The organism is Comamonas sp. GCA5 (genome assembly GCF_036541385.1).
GTDB classification, from domain to species: Bacteria; Pseudomonadota; Gammaproteobacteria; order Burkholderiales; family Burkholderiaceae_C; genus Comamonas; species Comamonas aquatica.
In genome coordinates, this window is the sequence record NZ_JAZHFR010000142.1 from 1 (window position 1) to 4605 (window position 4605).

Sequence of the window (4605 nt, forward strand, 5' to 3'; positions counted from 1 at the left end):
CGCAGGCGCGCCGCCACCACGCGTTCGTGCGGCCGGAATCGGCTGGTCGGGCTGGTCGGGGCTGGCCCGGCGGTTGCCCCCGGCAGGGCGCAGGCTGCGCAGCAGGCGCTCCAGCTGGGGCAGCTCGAGGGTGGACAGCAGATGCTGGCAGCTGTCGTCCAGCAGGGCGGCATAGGGCAGCACCAGGTGGCGGTGGGTGGCGGCCGGGGCGGGCAACGCCAGGAACGGCGCGGGCAGTGCGGGCGGGGAAAGCGACATGGGGCCGTATTGTCCCTAAACCGCTGCCCAGCGTCAGTCTTGTATGACAAGGCCGGGCGGCGGCCAGTGCCACAATGCGGGCCACGTATGCAAATTCCTTACGAACTCGCTTTGGGCTGGCGCTACACGCGCGCCGGCCGCGCCACACGGCGCAATGGCTTCATCTCCTTCATCTCTGGGGTCTCCATGCTGGGCATCGCCCTGGGCGTGGCCGCGCTCATCATCGTGCTGTCGGTGATGAATGGCTTTCAGAAAGAGGTGCGCGACCGCATGCTCAGCGTGGTCTCGCACATCGAGATCTTTGCGCCCAACGGCCAGGCGCTGCAGGACGTGGACGCCACCATGCGCCAGGCCAAGCAGCACCCCGAGGTGATCGGGGCCGCGCCCTTTGTGGCGGCGCAGGGGTTGATTGCCCGTGGCGAGGACATGAAGGGCGCCATCGTGCGCGGCATCGACCCCGCGCGCGAGGGCGAGGTGACCGATCTGGCTGCCACCAATGCCGACGTGCTCAAGCTGCTGACGCCGGGCACCTTCAACATCGTGCTGGGCCAGGAGCTGGCGCGCCAGATGGGCGTGGGCGTGGGCGATGTGGTGACGCTGATCGCGCCCAGCGGCCAGGTGACCCCGGCCGGTGTGGTGCCGCGCCTCAAGCAGATGACCGTGGCGGGCACCTTTGATTCGGGCCACTACGAGTACGACTCGGCCATGGTCATGCTGCATTACGAGGATGCGCAGCGCATTTTCCGCCTGGAGGGGCCGACCGGCATCCGCCTCAAGCTCAAGGACCTGCACCAGGCACCGCGCGTGGTGCAGGAGCTGTCGGGCATGATCACCGAGTTCCTGTACCTGCGCGACTGGACGCAGCAGAACAAGACCTGGTTTGCCGCCGTGCAGCTGGAAAAACGCATGATGTTCATCATTCTGACGCTGATCGTGGCCGTGGCCGCGTTCAACCTGGTGTCCACCCTGGTGATGACGGTGACCGACAAGCGCGCCGACATCGCCATCCTGCGCACCCTGGGGGCCTCACCGGGGTCCATCATGGGCATCTTCATGGTGCAGGGCGCCATGGTCGGGGTGATCGGCACCCTGGCCGGGCTGCTGCTGGGCCTGGGCGTGGCGCTGAACATCGACGTCATCGTGCCGGCCATCGAGCACGCCCTGGGGGCCACCTTCCTGCCCAAGGACATCTACCTGATCAGCAAGATGCCCAGCGATCCGCAAAGCAGCGACATCGTGCCGATTGCCGTGATTTCCCTGATTCTGGCCTTCGTGGCCACGATTTATCCCAGCTGGCGCGCCAGCCGCGTGAACCCAGCGGAGGCTCTGCGCTATGAGTAAGCAACTGGTCCTGGATGCGCGCAGCATCACCAAGCGTTTCGAGGACGGGCGCCTGAATGTGCAGGTGCTGCATGGCGTGGACCTGCAGGTCCATGCTGGAGAGACCCTGGCCATCGTTGGGGCCTCGGGCTCGGGCAAGAGCACCTTGCTGCACCTGCTGGGCGGGCTGGACGCGCCCAGCCAGGGCAGCGTCCACCTGATGGGCCAGCCCCTGCACACCCTGAGCCCGAAGCGCCAGGGCGAGCTGCGCAACCAGCATCTGGGCTTCATCTACCAGTTCCACCACCTGCTGCCCGAGTTCAGCGCCCAGGACAACGTGGCCATGCCGTTGCGCATCCGCCGCGAGACCCGGCCGCAGGCGCTGGCCCAGGCGGCCCGCATGCTGGAGGCCGTGGGCCTGAAGGAGCGCATGGAGCACCGGCCGGCCGAGCTGTCGGGTGGCGAGCGCCAGCGCGTGGCGATTGCCCGCGCCCTGGTGGCCCAGCCCGCCTGCGTGCTGGCGGACGAGCCCACGGGCAACCTGGACCGATCCACGGCTGACAGCGTGTTCGCCCTGATGCTGCAACTGGCCCGCAACCACGGCACGGCGTTTGTCATGGTCACGCACGACGAATCGCTGGCCGCCAAGTGCGACCGCGTGGTGCGTCTGGTGCAGGGCCGGCTGGCCTGAGGGCCGCCACCCTGGGCCTGTGGGGGCGCAGCCCCTAGGCCGGCACGGTGCCTGGGCGCGGGGTGGGCGCAAACGAGAACACCGGCATGCTGCTGACCGCCGGCGGCGGTGCCAGTTCCGGCCCGGGCGCCGGGTCCTGGGGTCTATGGTCCAGGGCCTCGGTCACGGCGCGCAGCTGGGCTGACTGGTGCACGGCCGCCTCGGCCACCTCGTGGATGATGGCTGTCACTTGCGTGGAGGCGCCCATGATGTCCTGCATGGTCTGACCGTCCTTGCGCACCTGTTCCGCGCCACAGTTCACCTGCTGGCAGGACACCTCGATCAGTTGCTTGATTTCCTTGGCTGCCGCCGCGCTGTGCTGCGCCAGGTGGCGCACCTCTGCGGCCACCACGGCCCTGCTCGCCGGCGCGCGCAGCCTCGACGGCCGCGTTCAGGGCCAGCAGGTTGGTCTGGAAGGCGATGGTGTCCATGACACCGATGATGTCGCCGATCTTGCGGGAGCTGGCGCTGATGCGCTCCATGGTGCCCATGACCTCGTGCACCGCGTGCCCCCCGGATTCGGCCACCTGGCTGGCCTGCTCTGCCAGGGTGCGGGCTTGGGTCGAGCGTTACACGCTGTCGCACAGGCCTTCCACCGCCGAGCGCAGCGTGGCCGCCGCCATGTGGCGCGCCGTTATGTCCGTGGCGTATTTGACGACCTTGAAGGGGCGGCCGCTGGCGTCGAAGATGGGGTTGTAGCTGGCCTCGATCCAGATCGGGCGTCCCTGCTTGCCCAGGCGCCGGTACTCCCCGGCATCGTGTTCGCCACGCGCCAGTTGCGCCAGAAGGCCTGGTACGCGGCGCTGCGGGCTTCCTCGGGGGGAATGAAGATGCGGTGGTGCTGGCCGACGATTTCGTGCAGGGCATAGCCGGTGGCGCGCAGGAACAGGTCATTGGCGTGCAGGATGGTGCCATCCAGCTCGAACTCGATGATGGCCTGCACCTTGGCAATTGCCTGCAACTGGCCCTGGACGTTGGCCTCGCGGTACTGCTGCTCGGTGATGTCCGTGGCGTATTTGACGACCTTGAAGGGCTGGCCGTGGCTGTCGAAGATGGGGTTGTAGCTGGCCTGCAGCCAGATCTCGTGCCCGTCCTTGGCGATGCGGCGGTAGCGGCAGGCATCGTGCTGGCCCTGCCCCAGCCGCTGCCAGAACGCGGCGTATTCTGCGCTGTTGCGTGTGGCCTCATCGACAAACATGCGGTGGTGCTGGCCCTGGATTTCCGCCAGCGTGTAGCCGGTGGCCTGTAGGAAGTTGTCGTTGGCATGCAGCACATGGCCCTGCAGGTCGAACTCGATCACGGCCTGCACGGCCTGGATGGCGGCCAGCTGGCCCTGCTGGTCTGCGGCTTTGCGGGCGCGGCGATTGAGCAGTTGTTTCCAATCAAAATGCGGCTTGGAAGGGCCTTGTGCGGGGAGAGGCAGGAAACCATCGTTTGGGTGGTGAAAAACGATGTTGCACATGTTTCTGTTTGTGATTTGTAGGAGAGCGCTCACACCCGGCGCCGCGAGGGGCGGGCAGGGGCATGGCATCATCGATCCATGACTGCCTGGATCGACACCCATTGCCACCTGGATGCTGCGGAATTCAGCCCAGACCGCGCCCAGGTGCGTGCCGTGGCCCGGCAGGCCGGCGTGGCGCACCTGGTGATTCCCGCCGTGCAGCGCACCCACTGGGCGGAGGTGGTGGCCCTGGCCCACCAGCACGGCGACAGCTATGCCCTGGGCATCCACCCCCTGTACACCCCGCAGGCGCAGGAGGGCGATATCGCCGCCTTGCGCCACTGGCTGGCGCAACACCGGGATGACCCGCACCTGGTGGCGGTGGGGGAGATCGGTCTGGACTTCTTTGTGCCTGGCCTGGAGGCGGAGCGCCAGATCTGGTTTTATGAGCAGCAGGTGCAGCTGGCGCGCGAGTTCGGCCTGCCCGTGATCCTGCATGTGCGCAAGAGCAGCGACCGCCTGCTCAAGACCTTGCGGGCCACACCGGTGGTGGGGGGCATTGCCCATGCCTTCAATGGCAGCGCGCAGCAGGCCCAGGCCTTCATTGACCTGGGCTTCAAGCTGGGCTTTGGCGGTGCCGTGACCTATGAGCGTGCGCTGAAGCTGCGCGAGTTGGCGGCCCGCCTGCCGCTGGACAGCTTGGTGCTGGAAACCGACGCCCCCGACATTCCCCCGCACTGGCTCTACACCACGGCCGAGCAGCGCGCCGCTGGCCAGCCTCAGGGGCGCAACACCAGTGCCGAGCTGCCGCGCATCGCGGCCGAGGTGGCGCGGCTGCGCAGCCTGCCGCTGCCGG

Annotated in this window: 3 protein-coding genes and 2 pseudogenes; 3 read left to right on the forward strand and 2 right to left on the reverse strand. The window is 67.8% G+C overall.

Translation table 11 applies throughout. From position 1 onward, the window contains the following. Window positions 1-258: pseudogene (locus SJH88_RS18505) on the reverse strand (hypothetical protein); the annotation flags it as partial. An 87-nt stretch (window positions 259-345) separates the two neighbouring features. On the opposite strand from SJH88_RS18505, the gene SJH88_RS18510 reads away from it, so the two are divergent. Together SJH88_RS18510 and lolD are read left to right on the forward strand one after the other, a co-directional pair. Next, complete coding sequence (locus SJH88_RS18510) at window positions 346-1599, forward strand: lipoprotein-releasing ABC transporter permease subunit (RefSeq protein ID WP_183303465.1); 1254 nt, start codon at window positions 346-348, stop codon at window positions 1597-1599. Next, complete coding sequence (lolD, locus tag SJH88_RS18515; protein WP_042411704.1) at window positions 1592-2269, forward strand: lipoprotein-releasing ABC transporter ATP-binding protein LolD; 678 nt, start codon at window positions 1592-1594, stop codon at window positions 2267-2269. Before SJH88_RS18510 ends, lolD begins: the two co-directional genes overlap by 8 nt. A gap of 34 nt (window positions 2270-2303) precedes the next feature. On the opposite strand, the pseudogene SJH88_RS19825 reads toward lolD, so the two are convergent. Beyond that, window positions 2304-3680: pseudogene (locus SJH88_RS19825) on the reverse strand (methyl-accepting chemotaxis protein). Window positions 3681-3848: 168 nt separating this feature from the next. Here SJH88_RS19825 and SJH88_RS18535 point away from each other — a divergent pair. Further along, window positions 3849-4605: TatD family hydrolase (locus SJH88_RS18535; protein ID WP_274755319.1), on the forward strand; the 757-nt coding region annotated here is incomplete at its 3' end.

Excerpts from the sequence above, each read along its gene's own strand:
- SJH88_RS18510 (WP_183303465.1), top strand. The coding sequence starts at position 346 with ATGCAAATTCCTTACGAACTCGCTTTGGGCTGGCGCTACACGCGCGCC.
- lolD (WP_042411704.1), top strand. The coding sequence starts at position 1,592 with ATGAGTAAGCAACTGGTCCTGGATGCGCGCAGCATCACCAAGCGTTTC.